The sequence below is a fragment of the Hymenobacter crusticola genome, assembly GCF_002154225.1.
In the GTDB taxonomy this organism is placed as follows: Bacteria; Bacteroidota; Bacteroidia; order Cytophagales; family Hymenobacteraceae; genus Hymenobacter; species Hymenobacter crusticola.
The window spans coordinates 21,826-40,602 of sequence record NZ_MTSE01000016.1; the positions used below are offsets into that span (position 1 = coordinate 21,826).

At 57.3% G+C, this 18,777-nt stretch carries 15 protein-coding genes; 6 read left to right on the forward strand and 9 right to left on the reverse strand.

Annotated features, from left to right (window positions below; genetic code table 11):
- Window positions 1–114 precede the first annotated feature (114 nt).
- A complete protein-coding gene (locus tag BXP70_RS21615) occupies window positions 115–783 on the reverse strand; it encodes an HAD family hydrolase (RefSeq protein WP_086596210.1) in 669 nt (222 codons plus the stop codon).
- A gap of 534 nt (window positions 784–1,317) precedes the next feature.
- On the opposite strand from BXP70_RS21615, the gene BXP70_RS21620 reads away from it, so the two are divergent.
- The 3 genes from BXP70_RS21620 (at window position 1,318) to BXP70_RS21630 (ending at window position 2,754) form a co-directional block, all read left to right on the forward strand.
- Window positions 1,318–1,746, forward strand: a complete 429-nt coding sequence (locus BXP70_RS21620; protein ID WP_086596211.1) for a response regulator — start codon at window positions 1,318–1,320, stop codon at window positions 1,744–1,746.
- A 229-nt stretch (window positions 1,747–1,975) separates the two neighbouring features.
- Entirely contained in the window at window positions 1,976–2,395 is a 420-nt protein-coding gene (locus tag BXP70_RS21625; protein ID WP_086596212.1) for a BLUF domain-containing protein, read from the forward strand.
- Between the two features lie 77 nt (window positions 2,396–2,472).
- Entirely contained in the window at window positions 2,473–2,754 is a 282-nt protein-coding gene (locus BXP70_RS21630) for an antitoxin VbhA family protein (RefSeq protein WP_143436619.1), read from the forward strand.
- A gap of 23 nt (window positions 2,755–2,777) precedes the next feature.
- Here the strand turns inward: BXP70_RS21630 and BXP70_RS21635 are convergent, their stop codons facing one another.
- On the reverse strand, window positions 2,778–4,646 hold the full coding sequence (locus BXP70_RS21635) for a PAS domain-containing sensor histidine kinase (protein ID WP_086596214.1): 1,869 nt from the start codon (window positions 4,644–4,646) through the stop codon (window positions 2,778–2,780).
- A 111-nt stretch (window positions 4,647–4,757) separates the two neighbouring features.
- Window positions 4,758–5,216: a BLUF domain-containing protein gene (locus tag BXP70_RS21640; RefSeq protein ID WP_086596215.1), complete on the reverse strand. Its 459-nt coding sequence runs from the start codon at window positions 5,214–5,216 to the stop codon at window positions 4,758–4,760.
- Between the two features lie 348 nt (window positions 5,217–5,564).
- Here BXP70_RS21640 and BXP70_RS21645 point away from each other — a divergent pair, with 348 nt between their 5' ends.
- Window positions 5,565–5,999 carry a DoxX family protein gene (locus BXP70_RS21645; RefSeq protein ID WP_086596216.1) on the forward strand — a complete coding sequence of 145 codons (435 nt, stop codon included), beginning with the start codon at window positions 5,565–5,567 and terminating at the stop codon, window positions 5,997–5,999.
- Window positions 6,000–6,081: 82 nt separating this feature from the next.
- Here the strand turns inward: BXP70_RS21645 and BXP70_RS21650 are convergent, their stop codons facing one another.
- Complete coding sequence (locus tag BXP70_RS21650) at window positions 6,082–7,590, reverse strand: M28 family peptidase (RefSeq protein ID WP_086596217.1); 1,509 nt, start codon at window positions 7,588–7,590, stop codon at window positions 6,082–6,084.
- Between the two features lie 216 nt (window positions 7,591–7,806).
- Window positions 7,807–10,002 (reverse strand): penicillin acylase family protein, encoded by a 2,196-nt coding sequence (locus tag BXP70_RS21655; protein ID WP_086596218.1) that lies wholly within the window; start codon window positions 10,000–10,002, stop codon window positions 7,807–7,809.
- Between the two features lie 108 nt (window positions 10,003–10,110).
- Between BXP70_RS21655 and BXP70_RS21660 the strand changes: the two genes are divergently transcribed.
- Window positions 10,111–10,458: a hypothetical protein gene (locus tag BXP70_RS21660; RefSeq protein WP_086596219.1), complete on the forward strand. Its 348-nt coding sequence runs from the start codon at window positions 10,111–10,113 to the stop codon at window positions 10,456–10,458.
- A gap of 131 nt (window positions 10,459–10,589) precedes the next feature.
- Here the strand turns inward: BXP70_RS21660 and BXP70_RS21665 are convergent, their stop codons facing one another.
- The gene (locus BXP70_RS21665; protein ID WP_086596220.1) at window positions 10,590–12,461 is read right to left on the reverse strand and encodes a M1 family metallopeptidase; all 1,872 of its coding nucleotides are present in this window, start codon (window positions 12,459–12,461) and stop codon (window positions 10,590–10,592) included.
- A 260-nt stretch (window positions 12,462–12,721) separates the two neighbouring features.
- On the opposite strand from BXP70_RS21665, the gene BXP70_RS21670 reads away from it, so the two are divergent.
- Window positions 12,722–13,444: a hypothetical protein gene (locus BXP70_RS21670; protein ID WP_086596221.1), complete on the forward strand. Its 723-nt coding sequence runs from the start codon at window positions 12,722–12,724 to the stop codon at window positions 13,442–13,444.
- Between the two features lie 102 nt (window positions 13,445–13,546).
- On the opposite strand, the gene BXP70_RS21675 is transcribed toward BXP70_RS21670, so the two are convergent.
- The 3 genes from BXP70_RS21675 to BXP70_RS21685 all read right to left on the reverse strand — a co-directional run bounded on the left by BXP70_RS21675 (window position 13,547) and on the right by BXP70_RS21685 (window position 18,699).
- On the reverse strand, window positions 13,547–15,565 hold the full coding sequence (locus BXP70_RS21675; protein WP_086596222.1) for a PAS domain-containing protein: 2,019 nt from the start codon (window positions 15,563–15,565) through the stop codon (window positions 13,547–13,549).
- Window positions 15,566–15,594: 29 nt separating this feature from the next.
- Window positions 15,595–15,951, reverse strand: a complete 357-nt coding sequence (locus BXP70_RS21680) for a hypothetical protein (RefSeq protein WP_086596223.1) — start codon at window positions 15,949–15,951, stop codon at window positions 15,595–15,597.
- A gap of 285 nt (window positions 15,952–16,236) precedes the next feature.
- Window positions 16,237–18,699 (reverse strand): outer membrane beta-barrel protein, encoded by a 2,463-nt coding sequence (locus BXP70_RS21685; protein ID WP_086596224.1) that lies wholly within the window; start codon window positions 18,697–18,699, stop codon window positions 16,237–16,239.
- Window positions 18,700–18,777: the final 78 nt, after the last annotated feature.

The window sequence follows — 18,777 nt, forward strand, 5'->3', positions numbered from 1 at the left end:
CAAGTAAACAGCTAAAAGTGATAAAGCCATGTTGCATGACTGCAACATGGCTTTATTCGGTTGAGGGTCTACGCGTTAGACAGTAGCCTAGCTTGGGGCTACTTGCGGCCTTTGTTAAACGCCAGCAGGCGTAATGGCTATAATCTTTTCAGCGCTCAATTCGTCAAAATGCTTAATGACCTGACTAGCTAGGTGCAAGTCTTGCATGGCTGAATGCTCACTGGCGTAGCCAATGCAGTAAATGCCGGCTGCTTTGGCGGCCGCTATACCGTTGGTGGAGTCCTCAATGATGATGCACTCATTTTTGGGCGTCTGAGCTAGGTCGGCGGCGTGGTTGAAGATCTCCGGATTAGGTTTCGACTCCGTGAAATCTTCGCCGCTTACCAAGTGCGAGAAGTATGGGTACAGTTCAAAGCGCGTGAACACGCGCTTGATGGTTGCCTTCGAGGCCGAGGAAGCTAACACGAGCTGCACGCCGTGCTCGTGCAGGTCCTCGATCAAGTGGCGCACGCCAGGCAACAGGTCCAGCGTCTGGTTCTCGTCAAACTCTTTGTTGAACAGCTCACGTTTGCGGTTCATCAACAGCTCTACGTCATCGCTTAGCCCGAACTCGCGCTTGATGCGCTGGTACATGTTGCGGGTCGAGGAACCTAGGAAAGTCGCATACAGTTCGGCGGGCACCTGAATACCTAGCTCCGCAAAGTGGGTGAAGAAGGCATTGTGGTGAATCGGCTCGGTGTCGATAACGACGCCATCCATATCAAAAATTACAGTCCGGATCATCCGCAGCGGGGGTTAAGTAGCGGCGTAAAGGTAAGGGAAAGGCGTACGGGGGCAAACCAGCCCGCTCCGGAGACAGCACTTAGCGCATCTCTGTGGCTATAAAGAATCCAAGCCCCTAAAAAATTATCATAATTTAAAGTAATATCAATATCACGGAATGCTAGTATTTTCTTACTTTATTTGACTCTATCTTTGCTCACTAACCGCCCTATGCACGCTTCCTCTGCTAGCATCTCTGCGGCCGCTCTGCGTAGCTCATCCGGGCTAGGCATACCGCGGTACACGCATGCACAGCATGGAAACGCTCTTGTGTTTTGGCTTGGGTATCAGGTAAATCACCGACAGGAAGCACGCCTGGCCGGTGAGGTAGTTGATTTATCCACGTCAACCACAAGCTGCTTTACACACCTAGTCAGCTTACGCCAGCACACTGGCGGCCCACATCAGTTGATACACCCTGGTTCGAGGTTTTTTGCGGCTGCTTAGCTCGTTAAAAAGGCCCCGATTTCTGAACTTCTTACTCTTTGCGTTATTGTGGGAAAACTACCCTGTATTTTGTTAGTCGACGACGACCCGGTTAACAACTTTCTTAACCAACGATTGCTAGAGGGCCTAGCTGTTACTGAACAGTTAATTGTGGCCCTCAACGGCCAAGAAGCGTTCGACCTGCTGGAACAGCACTGTCAGCCGGGGCCTGACGAGGCTTGTCCTGCCCTGATTTTGCTAGACAGCAATATGCCGATCATGAACGGGTTTGAATTCTTACAAGCCTATCAGCAGCTGCCCTTGCCGCAGCAAAAAGCTATTGTGGTCGTCATGCTCACTGCTACGTCACTGCTCCCCGGCGATATGGCACGGGCTCAGCAGCTATGCGTTTCCGACTTCTTGAGCAAACCCTTGACGAAGGACAAGATAAACACAGTACTACAAAAGTATTTCGACAATATCCTGTCTGACAACTAGCTATTTACGGCTCCGCAAACCTCGTAGCGTCCACCCATTATCCGTTAGCACTAGCCAACTAGCAGTGGTTTCTGGCTGATGCTTATGACGTGGTACTAGTTGCTGGCGCCCTAGCGGTTTCATTCCTGGAAAATTTTCCGTTTTTAATCGGATGCGTAAATTGCCTCCCATCTAGCGTTTATTTAGCTCTTCTAGCCACAAGCTGCCACCGCACCTACTCCCTGCTTCTATGGCCCTGCACCACATTATTTACCAGAGTACTGCTATTCGCCCCATGTACGATGCCGAGTTGCAGGGACTGTTAACCCAAGCGCAGTCCTTCAACGGGGCGCACGATATCACGGGGGTGCTGCTGTATCACAACAACCAGTTTGTGCAAGTGCTAGAGGGGGAAGAAGCGGTAATTGCTCCGCTGTACGAACGAATCAGGGCTGATTTGCGGCATACCAGTGTTGTGAAGCTAGCCGATAGCGCATTGACCACGCGCAACTTCGGCGAATGGTCGATGGCCTTCCGTCCGGTCGACGACCAAGCTTTCCGCACCCTGACGGGTTTTGCTCACCCAGAGGATCTGGCCCAGGCTGCTACCGACGCAAGCAACGCGCCTTTGCTGAACCAGATCGTGCACCTCACGTTCCAGAATGGCTAATTTCTAGGCAATTGCACACAGCCAAGCTGTAGTTATAAAAAAAGAGGACGAAGAAGGGCACACTTGGTTGGTTTGCCTTGTTTGAGTCTACGATGGTCAGCAAGTACTTCACTCCTTTTCCACCAGACCTAGCCCCTGAAGAGCTGGAAGCGCGTCAGCAGCGCCAGCGCCAGGCCGAATGGGGCATTGCCGTGGCCCGCCTTGGGGGCGGCGAGCCGTCGGCCTATGTGCTGGCGGATCTGCAACGCTACATCGATGGGGAACTGACCTTGGACGAAGTAGCCGAACTAACCAACCGTCCTAACGCGCTGTCGCCCGCTTACCAGGCCATGGTAACCCGGGCAAAACTATCGAGCTAGCTACCCGAATACCCATTGCTTTGTTAGTCGAACCAATGGATGGTGAAGGCAGTGCCCTCCCCCACAGTGCTTTCTACCTCTAGGTGCCCGCCCCGACTCGTTACGATGCGTTGCACTAAATACAAGCCAATGCCCGCGCCAGCTACGTGCGGGTGCTGCCGCTCGAAGCGCTGAAAATCAGTAGCTGATTCTTCTTGCAGGGTGAGACCTAGCCCGTTATCCCGCACTACCAAGCATGGATTACCGGTTTCCGAGATAGTGCTACGAAGCTGAATGTGGGACTTCCGCTCAGGGTGCGCAAACTTCAGGGCATTGCTGAGCAGGTTGTGCAATACGCTACGCAGATTGGCGCGTCCGTATAGTAGCGTTGGCGCCGCCGCAAAATCCGCCGTGATTGTGGCTTGAGCATCCAAAATCTGCGTCCGCAGCCCCAGCAGCACTTCTTCAGTGACGTGTTCAAGCTCGATGGGCTCCGTGGGGGCAGCTAGCTGCCGCTGATCTTGCACCGTGGCCGCGAGGTCATGCAACGTCACGTCGAGCTGGTGCAGGGACTCGTCCACCATGCCGAGCAGCTGCTCTTGCTCTGGGTCCTCGAAGGTCGCTGAGCGGCGCAACTCGTCGAACAGGCCACGCAGGTTATAAATCGGCTGCTTCAGATCATGCGAGGCCGTGTACACGAACGTATCTAGGTCGCGGTTGGTGCGGGCCAGCTCATCGTACTGTAGCTGCAATACTTCGCGCAGCCGGTGCTGGTCGTCCACGTCGGTGCAGGCGCCAAACCAGCGTGGTCCGCGTTCGTCGGTGAGCTGCCGGGCCCGGATGATGTGCCAGCGGTACTGCCCATCGTAGCGGCGCATGCGAAACAGGCCTTCGTAATCTTCGCCTGTCGCCACACTCCGCACCCAGCGCCGGGCGGCGCCGGCCTGCTCGGTGGGATCCAGCAACGCAACCCACCCCGTAGGACCTAGCTCGGCGGGCGACAGGCCGGAGTAGGCGGCGGTATGCTGGTTGTAGTACTCAATGAGGCCCTCTGCGGTGGCCGTCCAAATGAGCTGCGGAATGCTATCGGCTAGAAAGCGCAGCTCGGCTTCGCCCCGGCGCAGGGCATCCGCCAGCTCCCGCTGATCGTGCACCTCCGTCACGGCTCCGTGCCAATGCATGGGTTTGTCGGGGGCGGCGTGTAACTCGGGCAGGGCACGGCTCAAAAACCAGCGGTAGTTGCCGTCGTGCCGGCGCAAGCGGTACTCGTAGTTCCAGCCGGTGCCTGCCTCCCGCGCCGCATCCGACTGGTAGAGCACGCGCAAGCGGTCATCCGGGTGAATGAGCAGCGGCCAGATGGCGTTCAGATCAGCAGTGGGTGGTTGCCCCGTGAAGTAATACCACTGCGGGCTCACGTACTCATAATGCCCCGCCGCATCAATGGTGAAAGTGATTAGTGGCGCCGTTTCGGTGAGCACGCGCAGGCGCGCATCTAGCCGGCGAGTTTCGAGCGCCAAATGATGCGCCCGCTGCCGCGCTTCCTCCTGCGCCGTCACATCTACGGCAAACAGCAGCAACCCACGCTCTTCCTCACCCTCAGGCTGCGTTGGCTCCAAAGCTAGGTCGTAGTAGCGCATAGCGGGCTCTTCTTCGGCCTCCTGCGCATTCACCTGCGGCAAACCGTACCCCTTCACCACGTAAGGCTTGCCCGTGCGGTACACCTCCTGCATTACTTTTAGCAAGTCTTCAGGAAGCGCAGCGTGTTCGGCCAACGCCTGTCCTTCGGGCGCTTCCGCTCCTAGCAGGACCTGCATGGCTTCGTTCACAAAACCATAGCGCAACTCCGGCCCCAACAAAGTCGCAATACCAGCTGGCATATGGCGCAGAATATTTTGAAGCTGATAATCGCGCATAGCGAACAAAGGAGGCACCAAAACAGAAGTGGCTTATTTCAACAAGGAAATCCCAACCTGCTTATGCAGTGCGTAGGAGCAGAGGTATTAACTGAGTAAAAGGAGTTTATATCAAGCAGAGGCAGCATCCGGCGCGGGCTGACCAGCCTGCCGAACGGGACCAAACACAGCCTGCCGCACCAAGTCGACGAGCAGCGCATCCGCAATTGTGAGGGTGCCGGGCAGTGCAGGCACCTGGGATGGCAAGAAAAAGCCCGCTAGCTGGTGAAAAGCGCCAGCTTCCAATGGGTGAAAAGCCATCGACCACTCCGAGAAGCTCCGTTGCTCAATTGGTTTTTCGACCAGCTTATGCACGTGCGAGTGCCGCCCATCGCGGGCGATGCGCCTGAATAAGGTTTCGATAACGTCTGCTTCTCCCTCGATCAACTGCGCAATGTTGCCGTGGCTGTAGAAAAGAATCCCGGTGACATGATCACGGGCATTATCACGGCGGCACTGGGCTAATAACTCCTGTAAATCCTGGTCGGAAAGCGGCCGGACTGCCCGGCTCATGTACACGAGGTGGTTCATGCGAAAGAGAAAAAACCTGCTTGCGGCAAGCAAGCTCAACTATAGAAGAAAGCAGGCAAGGTACGGAATGACATCAACTTATGTTTTGCATCAGCCGCAAAAGCGTGCTGGCGGGTCCAAGTTGCTTTCTTTCCTCTCTTCTTAGCACAACTGGCGCCCGGCTTTGGTTCAGCTCGGCTATCCGTTTTTTTAACTGACACCCCCTGCCAGCGCAAAGAAAACCAGCAGTGCCCCGAGCTTTTCCTCGCAAATTACCGATCCTGCATTTCCCCTTGATTCTTGATAGCGAATCACTTATCTTACCTGGCATGTAAGTAGTCAACCCATCCTTTTTTTACGCTCTTTGTCATGGAAACCACCCACCATTTCCCCGCTTCTGCTCCCCTCGTTCACCGGCACCTAGGGTTAGGTATTACCCGCATTGGGCTCGGCATTTTTTTGCTGATCAAAGGCTTGCTGTTTGCGGAGTACACCTCCGAGGTATTCCGGATGGTAAGTGCCACCCCTTTTCTATCCGGGCACTACAGCAAAGCGACCATGATGGCAGGCATCATGCACATCATAGGCGGCGCGATGATTACGCTTGGCTACCAAACACGCCTAGCTGCCCTGCTACAAATTCCGATTCTGCTAGGAGCCGTTTTCCTGGTTAACATGCGAAATGGTATCCACTTCGATAACATCGAGCTTTGGGTTTCTACCGCCGTGCTGGGGTTGCTGCTGCTCATTCTAGTGAGAGGAGCCGGCCGGCCGTCACTTGATGCTATGCTAAATTGCGAGTAGATTTTTTCGTTGTCGGACCTAGGTTATAAAGTGAGCCTAGGTCCGACAACGAAAAAACAACGAGCGGTGAGAAACGACTAATCTACCGCTCCAACTTAAAGTCCTTATCCGGTGCTGGTCGCTGGTCACGGTTAGCCACGGCCCAGCCGGTCAGGTAGATCCAGCGCGTGACGTTCGTGAGCTTGGCTACGTTGATGCGCTCGGGCTCGTCTTTGGGCGTGTGGTAGTCTTTGTGCAGCAGCGTGGTGTAGCAGATGGCCGGGATACCTAGCTTAGCATACGGTAGGTGGTCGCTGCGGAAGTACCAGCCCTCGGGGTGCGTAGGCTTATCCCACAGCGTATCGAGTTTGAACTTCGGGCCAGCTTGGTTGGCATTCATCGCTAGGCTCACCAGGTCGGCGGAGTTGCGGTGGGGGCGTTGCGAGCCAAGCAGGGCGGCGCTATCGGGGGCGTTGCGGCCAATCATTTCGGCGTTGAGCACGGCCACTATGGCTTCGCGCGGCACCGTGGGCTTCTCCGAGTAGTAGTACGAGCCCAGCAAACCGCGCTCCTCAGCGCCATGGAACACGAACAGGCCCGTGCGCCGCGCGGGCTTTTTCACGAAGGCGCGCATCACGGCCAGCGTACCGGCGCAGCCCGTGGCGTTATCATCGGCGCCGTTCCAGATGGAGTCGCCGGCTATGGCTTTGCGCACGCCGTCGTGGTCTTGGTGGGTGCTGAACAGCACGTACTCATTTTTTAGCTTGGCATCGGTGCCGGGCACTTTCGCCACAATGTTCACCGACGGATAAGTGAAGCTCTCCACCTCAATGTTGGCCACAAGCTGCTGCCCGGCCTGCTGCACCCAAGCTAGGTCCGTAGTAGGCAACCAAATGGTGGGGGCTTGCGCAACAACCTTGGTGGTAGCCGCGCCGGGCAAGCTGTAGCGGCCTCGCTCGTAGCCGGTGCTCCAGTGCTCAAACAGGTCCTGCGCCCGCGCGTCGGAAACGTATACCACGGCCACGGCGCCCGCCTTCACCAGCTCGGCCGATCGGTCGCGCATCGTGGCCGTCATGTAGCGACGGAAGCTCAGGTCAGCGGGTCCCGTTCCCGAGAACAGGATGGCCACGGCTTTGCCTTTCACGTCGACTTTGGCTAAGTCGGCGGGCGTGCCCGTGCCCACGTACACCAGCGGCGCATTCACGGTGGCCTTGCTGGGGGCTAGCACAAAAGCATCTTGGCCGTGGGTCAGCTTATGGTTGCCAATGCTGATCTGACTGGCTTTGGTGATGCGGGTATGCTGGATGTGAAAGAATTGAAAATACGTGCCATCGTCGCCGGCGGGCTGCGCCCCGATAGCGCGCATTTGCTCGGCAATCCAGGCGGAAGCCCTTAGCTCATCGAGCGTGCCGCCTTCGCGGCCGCGAAAATGGTCGCCACCGAGGGCAAACAGGTCGCTCTTCACGTCGCTCTCGCGAATAGCGCTCAGCGCATTGGCCGAGGTAGTGGCTTTGCTGGTTGCGGCTTTTTTCTGGGCTATTCCGCTGAAGGGCAAAGCTAGGCTCAGGCCCGCCAGCAGCCACTTCGAGGTGCTTTGGTTAAGGTATCTCATGGTTGAGGGGAGTGACTAAAATACAGTATACAGGTTCGGAGGTACGTGTCGTCGTCCAACTCGCGTGTGCCGGTCCGACGCCCTAGGCGTCCGACCGGTTACCGCCAGAACAAAAGTCGAATGAGCTAGGTGTAAGACGGCCGTTCTGAAGAATTGTCCAACGACAACCGGTCGGACGCCTAGGGCGTCGGACCGGCAGGCGCGCGTTGGGCGATGTTACTCGCCGGGATGATAGGTTTTTTCGGCGTGCTGGCGCACGTCTTCCGGGTAAAACAGTACGTCTTTGAAGTTCTCTTCGCTATACAACGCGGCTTGATCCGTGAAATGCGGTGAGCTAGGATTGCTGCTTACGCCGCCCGTGAGCACCGACCTAGCTTTGAGGCGCGGCCCAAACTCGACCACTGCAATGAAGCTGTTCCCGACGGTGCCGTAGCGCTTCTTCGTGCCCGGCTGCGTCTTGGCGCCAAATGCCGCCAACGAACCCCAGGCCGACGAGGTAAACGCCACCGGCAAGCTAGGTTTCTGGTCATCGTAGGTTTCTTCGATGTTGCCGGTCAAGCGCTGGAAGCGGTTTACCTCACCCCACGGCATTTGCCAAGTACCAAAGTCGCGGGTTAATTCGTCGAGGGTTTCTTGCAGGGCGTTTACTTTTTCCTGCGCGTTAGTGTTGCGAATGGTGAAGCCCGTAAACGAAATGTAGTCCAACTTTTGGTCGGCGGGCACGCGGCCGCGGGCGAGGCGTTGCAACCGCTCGGCCCAATAAATAGCCACTGTTTGGGCCACGGAGGTTTTGCTGTAGCGCTTGTCCCAGTCGCGCAGCAGCTTCATGGCTTCTACCACGTCGCCCTGGGGCGGATTCGTGCCGTCGGAAGCGGACTGAAAATCGGACGACAAAGCCGGAATCAGCTCCTGAAAGGCAGCTAGGTATGGATCTTTGGCCGCAGCAATCAGCGTGTCGAGCGTGAAAATCGACTTGTGGCTGAGCACGCGCACGGCGTTGATGCCACGGTAATTTTCGGCGTCGGGGGCCATGTACATGGGATACTGCTGCTTCGAGGGGCTACTCGCCCCCGACACGGTGAAGGGCGTGGAGTTGCAGTTCTGAATCCAGCCGCTGGCGGGATTGTGCACCTGTACCAGCTCTTCTACTTTGTGCAAGCCCTGCCACTCGGTTTTGGGGTTGCTTCCATCCACGGGTTGGCTCCAGTCGAAGCTAGGGTCGCGCTTGGGCATGAAGTTGCCGTGCCAGTAGGCAATGGTGCCTTTGCTATCGGCAAATACGGTGTTATTAGAAGCGTTGCCGTTGAGCTTCATCACTTCCTTGAAGCTTGCGTAGTCGGTAGCTTTGGTGCGCAGATACGATTGCTCCAAGGCTTCCAGCGGCGTATCCATCATGCGCACCGTCACCCACCTGTTGTCGGCTTGCTGGCCAACTACTGGGCCGTGGTGCGTGCGGTAGGCAGTGAATTCCTTGCGCAGCGTTTTGCCATCCTGCTTATAGGCTAGGCTCACTTTCTGCACCTGCACGGGTCGAAGCTTCTTGCCGTAGCGGTAATAAAACTTACCGTCTTTCTCCTCAATGGTTTCTAGGTATTCGTCCATGGAGTCGGCGTTGCTGGAGGTATGCATCCAACCACAATTCGGATTGAAGCCCTGATACACAAAGAATTGCCCCCACGTCACGGCGCCGTAGGCGTTCAGACCCTGTTCGCTCGTCACTTGCACCTCAGGCCGAAAGTAGAACGAGGTGTGCGGATTGATCAGCAGCATGGCGTGGCCAGTGGCCGTTTTGGCTGGCGCAATGGCAAAGCCGTTTGACCCAACTGGCTCCCGGTCTAGCTTTTCAAAGTCATTATTCAGCCACGACGTCGATTTGCGCTGGCTGTAGAAGGCCTTCATCCGCTCCAGCGACACCACGCTGATGTTGCCGCCAATGCTGCCTTCGCTGAACATGAGCGGCATCCAGGGCTCAAAGCGCGTGAGCAGCTTGGGCTTCACGGTGGGATGCGTGTAGAGGTAGTAATTGGTGCCCGCGGCGAAGGCATCGAGTAGCTGCTTCATCCAGGCCGGGCTTTTCTTATAAATCGAAATGGCCTGGGTGCTGTCGAGGAAGAGCCTAGCCCGTAGGTCGTTATACAAGCCTGCTTCGCCCTGCACCTCCGCTAAGCGCCCGATGTTGGTAATGTAGTTGTCTTCAATACGGGCAAAATCGTCTTCGCACTGCACGTAGAGCAGGCCAAACACCGCATCGGCGTCGGTCTTGCCGTACACGTGCGGCACGCCCCAGTTGTCGCGCACAACGGAAATCTGCTTGGCTTGCTGCTGCCAGCGGGCAATTTCTTCGGGTTTGAAGGCTTGTGCCTGCGCACCAGCGGCACACAATAGCAGACCTAGGGTAAGAAAAGAACGCATTAGGTACAGAGTAAAGAGCGAAAAAGGAACTTCATCAGGCGCGTATCAGCAATAGCTTGATGCGCTAACTTACTGGCAATATCTTCTCTCACCAATCCCAGCCGCTACATGATCGACGTCAGCAAGGAAGGCAATAGTATCTTGTTCAATGTGAAAGGCCTGCACAAACTCTGGGCATTTAAGAGTCAGCTGCAAGTCCCAGTAGCGCATATTCGTGGGGTGCGCCAAGATCCGGAAGCACTCAAAGGCTGGTGGAAAGGCTGGCGACTGCCTGGCACGCACGTTCCCGGCCTCATCACTGCCGGCACTTTTCTGAAAGATGACCGCCGTATTTTTTGGGACGTGCACAATGAGGACAAGGCGGTCATCATTGACCTAGAGCACGACGACTACGATCAGCTCATTATCGAAGTGGCCGACCCGGCAGCGGTGATTGAGTTGCTTTCGGTGGCGTGAAGCAAATCCTTTTGAACGTCATGCTGAGCTTGTCGAAGCATCTCTCCCGCCAAAGTAATTTGATTAGCATTGCGGGAGAGATGCTTCGACAAGCTCAGCATGACGTTCTTTTTAGACCAACCTAGCTTCCGCTACTTCGCTGCCCACTTATTATCCTTACCATTGGCATCCACGAAGATACTGCCGGCTAGCTCGATTGATTTCACCGTCTTCTTGGCATTCAGCGGCACGGTGGCGTGGCGGGGGTCAGCTTGCCAGATGGCCGGCGTTTGGTGCAGCACTTCGTTGCTGCCGTCGGTGTAAGCTACTTTCACATCTACGGGTACTGCAAAGCCGCCAATGTTCTGGATGGTGACCGAAGGCTTTTTCTTCGACTGATCAACCTTCTCCACGGCTAGGTCAATGTAGTAGTTAGTAAAGAACCAGTTGTTGAAAAACCACGTCAGGTCTTTGCCAGCCGCATTGCTCATCGAGTTGAAGTAGTCCCACGGAATGGGGTGCTTGCCGTGCCAGCGGTTCATGTACTCGTGCAGGCACTTCTTGAACAGCTCATCCCCAAGCATATCCTTGAGGGCTAGGTAGCTGATGGAAGGCTTGCCGTAAGCGTTAGTGCCGGCGCCGCGCTTCAGTTCATCGGCGGGCGTGATGGTGGGCAGGTCCTGGTTGGCGGCGCGGTTGCTTACCCAGCCCATCCGAAACTGTCGGTATAGGTCCTCGGCCTTCTGCTCGCCCCGCTCGGTGCGCCCGATTAGCAGCTCAAACGTGGTGGCCCAGCCTTCGTCCATGAAGGGGTAGCGGCTCTCGTTGATGCCCATGTAGAACGGGAAGTAGGTGTGCGCAATTTCGTGGTCTTGCACAAACTGCGCAAACTCCATGTCCTCCTGCGGGCTGTCGTTCACCATCATGGGGTATTCCATGTCAGCAAAGCCTTGGAAAGCCGTCATTTTCGGAAACGGGTAGGGTATGCCCGGCCAGTTGCGCGAAAACCACCCGAGGGCGTTCTGCCCAAACTTCACCGATGAGTGGAAGTCCTTGGTGGCATCGGCAAAGGCGGCCTGCATGCTAGCCCGACGGTTGGTGGCCGGGTCCACAACCACGCTGGCGGCATCCCACACGTAATGGTCGCTCAGCCCGAACGTAACGTCGGAGATGTCGTTGGCCTTCCACACCCAGGTGTTCATCGGAGCTTGATTGGTGATGCTGTGCTTCGCTAGGTCGGCCGCCGTGGCTACGTGAATAACCTCGTCGCTGGTCATGGATTGCTCCAGGCGCTTGGCCGCAGCGGGCTGCAGCACCTGTTGGGGGTTTTGCAAAGTGCCCGTGGCCCACACGATGTAGTTGGCTGGCGCCTGCACCCGCAGGGTGTAGTCGTTAAAATCGTTGTAAAACTCCTTGCTGTCTGTAAACGGAATCCGGTCCCAGCCCGCATAGTCGTCGTACACGGCCACCCTAGGGTAGAAGTACGCTAGGAAGAAGGTGGTGGGGTCAATCATGCCCTCGCGCCCGCTCTGTTTCGAGATGGGAAAGTGCCAAGCTACCTGCATCCGCACGGAGTCGTGGGGCAGCAGCGGCTTGGCCATGGGCACAATCTTGATGGTGGCGGGGCCCTGCCACGCCGTAGGCCGTGCCTGCCCTGCCACGCTAAACGAGTCAATCTCGACGCCGGAGGTTAGGTAGTCGGGGCCGGCGTCGCCGTCGCGGGCCGCGCCGGGCTGGTGGATGTTCTGGATAACGCGGAACACCAGCGACTTGAGCGTATCGGGGCTGTGGTTGACGTACGTAATGGTTTCGCGGCCGCGAATGGCGCGGTCGGGCGGCGTGGCCCGCACCGTGATGTCGTAGCGGGCCGTGTTTTGCCAGTAGTTTTTACCGGGCCGGCCGTCGGGCGAACGGGTACCCTTTTGATACGCCCGCTGAATGTCGCGCGGCATGTATAAGGACTGCGCTTGCGTGTGAAGGGCCAACGTGCACAGCACCAGCAAGCAGCTAAAAGAACGAAGCATAAGCGTGAAACAGGTAAGAGCTTGAGTCGGGAAGCTACTCAAAGTCTCCGTAGTAGCTACAAAGGCTGCTTCTATACGTTCCAGTGCTATCCGCGTAATCAGGAATAGATAACGCAAACGTAATTGGGCCAGGGCACCAAGCCGCTGGCTTTCTCCTACCTTCGGCGCACCTGCAAGCTTTTACTAATTTACCCGCTCTGCTATTCGTTAAGGCGCTCCTACTCTACTGCTCATCCTAAAACCTAGGTATTCTTTTTCCTATGAAAATAAAATCGTTACTCGTAACCACTACGCTGCTCTTAACCCTAGGTGCTTGTCAGAAAGACACCAAAGAAGACGCACAACCTGAGTATGCCGACTGGTACGCCCTGCGTGCTCCTAATGCCCGCGCGATTGAAGCCGTAACCGGTGATATTGATAGGGCTTTGGCTATTACCACGGGCTATCAAATCTATCGAACCACCGACCGTGGCCGTACGTGGCGCACCAGTGATTATAAAGTGGGGAATGGCATTCTTGGTTTTTTGCAGCAGCAGGATACGCTCCTAGCCCTGACCAGTCGCCTGGGCAGCGTCGTTAGCAACTCCTCAACCGCTTATGCTGCCAGCCCTTCCCACTACAGCCTGGACCAGGGGCTCACCTGGAAGCCGTACCGCAACTGGCGCCGGGGTGCCGACTTTGAACCCAGAACAGCCCTGAACCGGGTCAGCGCCGCGTCGGGCACGGAGTATAGCATCGACGTTGAGCAGGTGCCGGCTTCGTCTACTTCAAGTGGCTCCTACCTCGAAACGGTTGGCATCAATAGTTCCACGGGGCAGAAGCTAGCCTTGCCGAATGAGCATCAGATCAATAGCCTGTACGTGGATGCTAAGTCGCGGCTATACGTAGCAGCCTCGGCTCCGCTATGTGGACAAGGGCAGGCCTTCGCCTTTTGCGGCGAGCAGAACGGCGTGCTCTACGTGTCGAAGAAACCACAGCCATAGTAGCCTAGCCTTACCAAACGGCGCGAGCCGCCGCTGTAGTGATGCGTTACTACAGCGGCGGCTCGTATCTTTAGCTACCTAGCTTTTGCGCTGGCGCGTGCCCTATTTGGTGGCCTCGGCCAAGCGCCGTTGCAGTTCCTGCACCTGGTGCTCTAGGTCTAGCGTCCGGAACATGATTTTAGCTTCCAAATCGGCGTAGGAACGCTCTAGCTGCTCCTGCAACTGCTTTTGCTCGGTGATGTCGGTGTTGGTGCCTAGCCACCGCACGAGCTGCCCTTGCGCATTGCGCATGGGCACGGCCCGGGTCAGGAACCAGCGGTAGTTGCCGTCTTTGCCGCGCAAGGGGAAAGTCAGCTCCCAGGGCTCCCCTGCAGACCAGGCCGCTTGCACAAATGCCACTACCTGTTCTACGTGCGCCGGGTGGTGCACTTTCTCCCAGCCCCAGCCCTGCATTTCTTCGAGGGTAGTGCCGGTGAAGTCGTACCAGCGCTGGTTGTACCAGTAGATATGACCATCGGGTTGGCTCATCCAAGCGAGCTGGGCCATGTTGTCGGCAAGAGTCGTAAACTCCTCTTCGCGCTGGCGCAGGGCCGTCTCGGCTTTGCGGTACTCGGTGATGTCCTGCATGGCCCCAATCATGCGGGTGGCGTTGCCTTTTGCGTCGTGCGCGATGTAGCCGCGGTCCAGCACCTGCGCATAAGAGCCATCGGCGCGCTGGTAGCGGTACTCATCGTGCCAGGACTTACCGCCGCCATCAATTATCTCGTGAATGCCGTGCACAATCCGCTCGGCGTCGTCGGGGTGAATGTGGTTGTACCACCACTGCGCGGTTTGCTCCACTGCTTCGGGCGCATAGCCGAAAATGCGCGTAATGGCGGCATTCCACGACACGGCCTGGGTGTTGAGGTCCCAATCCCAGATGGCATCGTTGGTGGCCAGCGAGGCTAGCTCGTAGCGCTCTTGGCTCCAGCGCAAAGTAGCCTCGGTGCGTTTCTGCTCGTCGATATCGGTGCAGGAGCCAAACCACTGGGTAATGTTGCCGGCCTCATCCTTCACGGGCATGGCCTGCCCCAGGAACCAATGGTAGGTGCCGTCTTTGGCTTTGAATCGATATTCTATTTCGTAGAATTCGCCGGTCGTGAGCGAGTGGTTCCACCGGTCGCGGGAGCGCTGCTGGTCATCGGGGTGCAGCAGGTCGTTCCACATTTGCGTGCCCCGGCTCTGCGCCACGTCGTAGCCCGTGTAGTCAATCCAGCGCTGGTTGAAGAACGTGTGGTAGCCCTGCGGGTCCGTCAGCCAGATCATCTGCGGCAAGAACTCAATCACGAACCGAAACTCAGCCTCGCGGGTAGCTAGCTGCGCCTCTACTTCCTTCTGCGCCGTCAGGTCGAGACAGAACGACACCCCATCGCGGCCACCCGGCTCGGCTAGCGCTCCGCCCAGCAGCACCGGCACGCGTGTACCATCCTTGCGGATGTACATTTTCTCGTACGGCCGCTGCACGCCGGTTTGCTCCAGCTCCTTGATCACGCTAGCCTCCAACGCTTCCAGTTCGGGGGGCGTCATCTGCTTCCAGCTGATATGGCCCGCTTGCAAGTCCTCGCGGCTATAGCCCACAATGCTCAAGAAAGCATTATTGGCTTCAGTAATACGTTGCGTATCCAGGTTCCAGAAGACGATGCCAATCAGGTCAGACTCCAGTAGCCGACCTAGGTGCAGGTCGCGGCGGCGCGTTTCCGTGACGTCGGTGACGGTGCCGATAAAGCGAACCGCGCGCGTCCGGCCTTGGTCGAAGAAAGCCCGACCGGTAGCATGCACCCACCGGAGCTTCTTGTCTTCCAGCCCAATCGTGCGGTACTCAATGTCGTACTCTCCGTTGCCGGCGGGGTCAAGGGCCTGCTGCACCACGGCATCCGTGGCGGCCCGATCATCGGGGTGCAAGCCTTCCAGAAAGCGTTGGTAGTTAATGAGCGCCTCGGGCGAGGCGCCAAACAATTCCTTGCAACGCTTCGACCAGAGCAGCTCGCCAGTGAGCGGGTCGAACTCCCAGGTTCCTACTCCGGCCGCATCCACAGCGGTCTGCAAGCGTTCAAAGTCGGAGATATTTTCAGGCGTAGGCATGAATAGCGTGGTAATGAATACTGTAGGACTTACGGCTGAAGCAGCAGCAATTCCATTCCCGACATGAAGTAGAGGGTGAGTTGGCTGCGCAGCCCATCCGTGGAGCGGCGCAGACGCGTGATTAGTGCGCGGGTGGTTTCCTGAGCCAGTTGCAGCTCCAGGTACGGCCGCCGCAGCAGCTCATCGCGCTGAATTTGCCAGCGGCCCTGCTCCACCTCATCTACGGTTTGTACCTCCAGGGTGACGTCGCTCAGGCGCAGGGTGGTGGCTTGCGCCAAAGCGCTGTTTGGATCCGTTCGGTTCAGCACGCGGTCCGCTACCCGCCAGTTGCCGGTTAAGTAATGGTCCGGTAACTGTTGCAGGTTGACGTCAAAAAAGTCGGGCATAGGGAGGAAAGCGGCTGTAGCGATACAAGCGAGGTAGTCAACTACTGCTCCGTGGACAATGAGCGATAAACAGCCACACCCCTAGGTATGGTTGAGAGGGACTACAAATTTGATAAAATATTTCTACTCCCCTTCTGACAATACAAAAATATCGTACAATATTATAAAAAACATATATTACCGTTGCCGCTCTACCAATCGTGCTTTCAAACTACGGCGCTACGCGCGTGCCTTTAGCTCTCCCATTCGCCTACTTTCCCGGGCCCAGTTGCTTTATGGGGCAAATTACTGCCCGCCGCCGGCGCGGCGCTTTTCGTCTTCGGCTCCGCTCTGCCGCCGTTTGGTGGGCGCCACTTTGTCGTTGCCGAAGCGGTAGCTAAACGCGAGGGTAGCCACCCGCGAATCCTGGCGCTGGTAGAAGCGCTCCACGTAGTTGTCGTAGGTCGATACCACGCGGGCGGGCAGCGTGTAGAAGAGGTCGGCTACGCTCAGCTTCAGGTTGCCTTTGCGGTTCCACAGGCTCTTCTGCACGCCCGCGCTGACCTGCCCAAGCGGACGCTGCACAAAGAACCCGTAGACCTGCCGCGACTGGTAGTTGCCGCTGAGCTCGGCGCTCCAGCCCTTGCCAAAGGTGAAGGTATGATTCGACGTGAGGTCCAGCGAGACGCCGCCTCGGTTGAGGTTCGTGCCGGCTAGGTCGCCCTTGAATCGGTTGTAGTAAAGCACCGCGTTGTTGTACACGGTCCACCACTTCGCTATTTCTACCGGCGCCGTGAAGGTGAGGCCATAATAGTGCCGCTGACGCAAGTTGCGGGTGGTGGAAAGTACGGTGCTGTCGGTTTCGGGCTGCACCACCTCGATGAGCGGCTGGCTGGTGAGGCTGTAGCTCAGACCTAGGCTGTATTTCTGCTGGAAGGTGTGCGTGAGCTCCAGGTTATAGCTAGTTTGGGGGCGCAGGTAGGGGTTGCCGCCGCCGGAAGTGGTTTTGTCGATAATTACCCGGAACGGGTTGAGTTGGCGGTACGAGGGCCGGTCGATGCGGCGGCTGAGCGAGAGGCTGGTTTCGTGCTGCTCGGAAAACTGGCGCTTTAGGGCCGCGCTGGGAAATAACTGGAAATAGTGCCGGTCGAAGTTCGGCTCCACGCCTGGCTGCACCACCGTCTGCCGCCCCACGGCGTTGGTTTGCTCGCCGCGCAAGCCCGCTTGTAGGGTTAACTTGGGTTGGCTGTAATTCAGGTTGAAATAGCCCGCGCTGATGTTCTCCTCGTACGTGAACTGATTGGAGCGACCTAGGTCGAGCTGGCCATTGGTCAGAAACTGCACATCATTGTCGGCCGTTACGCTGCTGATTTTGGCGCCGGCCTCCAGGCGCAATTGCTTCGTCAGCGGCTGGGTGTAGTCTACTTTGGCCGACTGAATGGTGAGCGTGCCCGTCTGGTTGCTGATCACCTCCTGAGTCGGGGTTGACTCGCCGTCGAGCCTGGTGGCTAGCTTCTGATAACGATCGGTGCTGTAGTGGGCGTAGTCCGCATCGGCGCTCAGCTCCCGCGCCCCCAACGAGTCTTTGAAAGTGTGGCGGAAGTTGAGGCTCCCGGCTAAGTTGGGATTGTGCGAGGTGCGGTAGTTCGTCGAATTGGATTGCTGTGCCCGGCCGCTGCGCACATCCGTGATAAGCGAGTTGTTGGTTCCGTCCTGCCTCGACAGATTATCGAGGCCGCTAAGCACGCCTCCAAGCACCGTCCGCTCCGATACGTTAATATCCGCCCCGGCTTTCCAGTTGTGCGAGCGAAAGTTGCCGGGAATACGGTTTTCCTGGCTAGTGGTACTAATGATTTCCCGCTCGGCACCCGACGCAGGCGCGTAAAACTCCCGGTTGATGGTAAGCTGATTCAGGAATTTCCGATCCGCGTAATTGTAGGAGCCAAACACGTTGACGCCCTTGCGCCGGTGATTGAGACTCACTCCCCCGGTGTACTTACTGTAGGGGCTATGACCGTAACTCAGGTTCAGCGTACCGTTGGTACCTAGCTTCTGATCTTTTCGGAGGTTGATGGCAATGATGCCGGCCCCGCCTTGCGCATCATACTTAGCGGGCGGGTTGGTAATCAGCTCGATGTTCTTGAGCTGGTCGGCGGGCAGGGCGCGCAAGTAGTCAGCTAGCTCGGTGCCGGTCATGGGCTGGCGCTTGCCGTCGATGAGTACCAACAACCCTTGTTTGCCGCGCAAGGCTAGGTTGTCGTTGTTGTCGATGGTTACGCCCGGCGCGCGGCGCAGCACATCCAGGGACGTGTTACCAGCGGCCAGCGTCGAGCCTTCCACATTCACGATGGTGCGGTCCGCTTCTCGCTCGTACATGGGCCGCTGCCCCGTTACCGTCACTTCCTTAAGCTGTGTGGCAGCGCTATTAGCGAGCGTCAGGGTGGGCAGGGTTACACCGGCCGCGGTCACCGAAAACGGCTTCGACCACTGCCGCCCAAACCCAACCTGCGACGCCGCTACTAGGTACGACCCACCGGCTAGCTGCTCAAAGCGAAACGAGCCTTTCTCGTCACTAAACTCCGTCTTGACCACTGCTGAGTCGGCCGCGTGGTGCAGCGTGATGGTGGCGTAATCAACGGGGGCGCCGGCCGCCGTACGTACGGCGCCGGTGATGGCCGCCGTTTGGGCATGCGTGGCCAAACTGGTACCTAGGCCCAAGGCTAAAAAGCCAAGCGGCCGCAGGGAGCTAGCGTAAAAGGTTGTCTTCATGAGCGTAGATCAACGGGTAAAAGTTTCTGCCTTCGATTTGCCGCCCTGCAAGCGTCCGTTTTTGAAGTTTGCAGGGCG